Genomic DNA, 1,121 nt, shown 5'->3' with positions numbered 1-1,121 from the left:
TGCTCTGTTCCCTGAAAACTGGACCGTTTGAAGCTGGAGTTTTCGGCTAATCTTTCCTGGCTGGGAGAGGAGCGGAAACGCATGAAGGCATCGAAGTTCACGGAAGCACAGAAGGCGTTCATCCTGAAGCAGGGGGAACAAGGCACGCCCGTCGCGGAGATCTGCCGCAAGGCGGGCATTAGTCAGGCGACCTACTTTAACTGGAAGAAAAAGTATGGCGGGTTGCTGCCGGACGAGATGCGTCGGCTGAAGGCGCTCGAGGACGAGAACACGCGACTGAAGAAGATCGTGGCCGATCTGACCCTCGATCGGGAGATGTTGCAGGACGTGATCCGCCGAAAGCTCTGAAGCCTGGGCGTCTGCGAGAGATCGTGACCGGGATGTGCGTCGACTGGGGTGTGTCGATCCGGAAGGCTTGTGGGGCCATCTGCTTCGACACGTCCAGCTACCACTACAAGTCCCGGCGGACGGACCAGGCTGCCGTCGAGATGCGGATCAAGGAGATCTGCGAGACGCGTGTGCGGTATGGCTATCGCCGCGTGCATGTCCTGCTGCGACGGGAAGGATGGGTGATCAACATGAAGAAGACCCGCAGGATCTACAACGAGTTAGGCCTTCAGTTGCGCAACGAGCACCCGAAGCGCAGGGTGAAGGCAAAGCTACGGGAAGATCGCCAGGAAGCAGTCGGCCCGAACGATGTCTGGGCGATGGACTTCGTTCACGACCAGCTCGCCATGGGCAAGAAGCTCCGCATCCTGACGGTGGTAGACACCCATTCCCGGCTCTGTCCGGCAGCCGATCCCCGCTTCGCCTACCGCGGTGAAGACGTCGTGCAAATGCTGGAGAAGGTCTGCGCCAAGGTCGGCTACCCGAAGACGATCAGGGTTGACAATGGCAGCGAGTTCATCTCCCGCGACCTCGACCTCTGGGCCTATGCGAACGACGTCACCCTGGACTTCTCGCGACCGGGGAAACCGACCGACAACGGGTTCATCGAGGCGTTCAACAGCAAGCTCCGGTCTGAATGCCTGAACGCCCACTGGTTCATGAGCCTTGCCGACGCCCGCGAAAAGTTGGAAGCTTGGCGTCGACACTACAACGAGGACCGACCCCACAGCGCG

The 1,121-nt window shown here is 60.1% G+C and carries 1 protein-coding gene; it reads left to right on the top strand.

Features of this window, described 5'->3' with window-relative positions:
* Positions 1 to 81: 81 nt before the first annotated feature.
* A protein-coding gene (locus C8N38_RS21020) for an IS3 family transposase (RefSeq protein ID WP_108029042.1) occupies positions 82 to 1,121 on the top strand; the annotation gives its coding sequence in 2 pieces (ribosomal slippage) (positions 82 to 343 and positions 343 to 1,121; 1,041 coding nt annotated over the 2 pieces). This gene is flagged as partial in the annotation.

It is taken from the genome of Rhodovulum kholense, from assembly GCF_003053725.1.
In the GTDB taxonomy this organism is placed as follows: Bacteria; Pseudomonadota; Alphaproteobacteria; order Rhodobacterales; family Rhodobacteraceae; genus Rhodovulum; species Rhodovulum kholense.
This window is presented reverse-complemented; position numbering and strand designations above follow the sequence as displayed.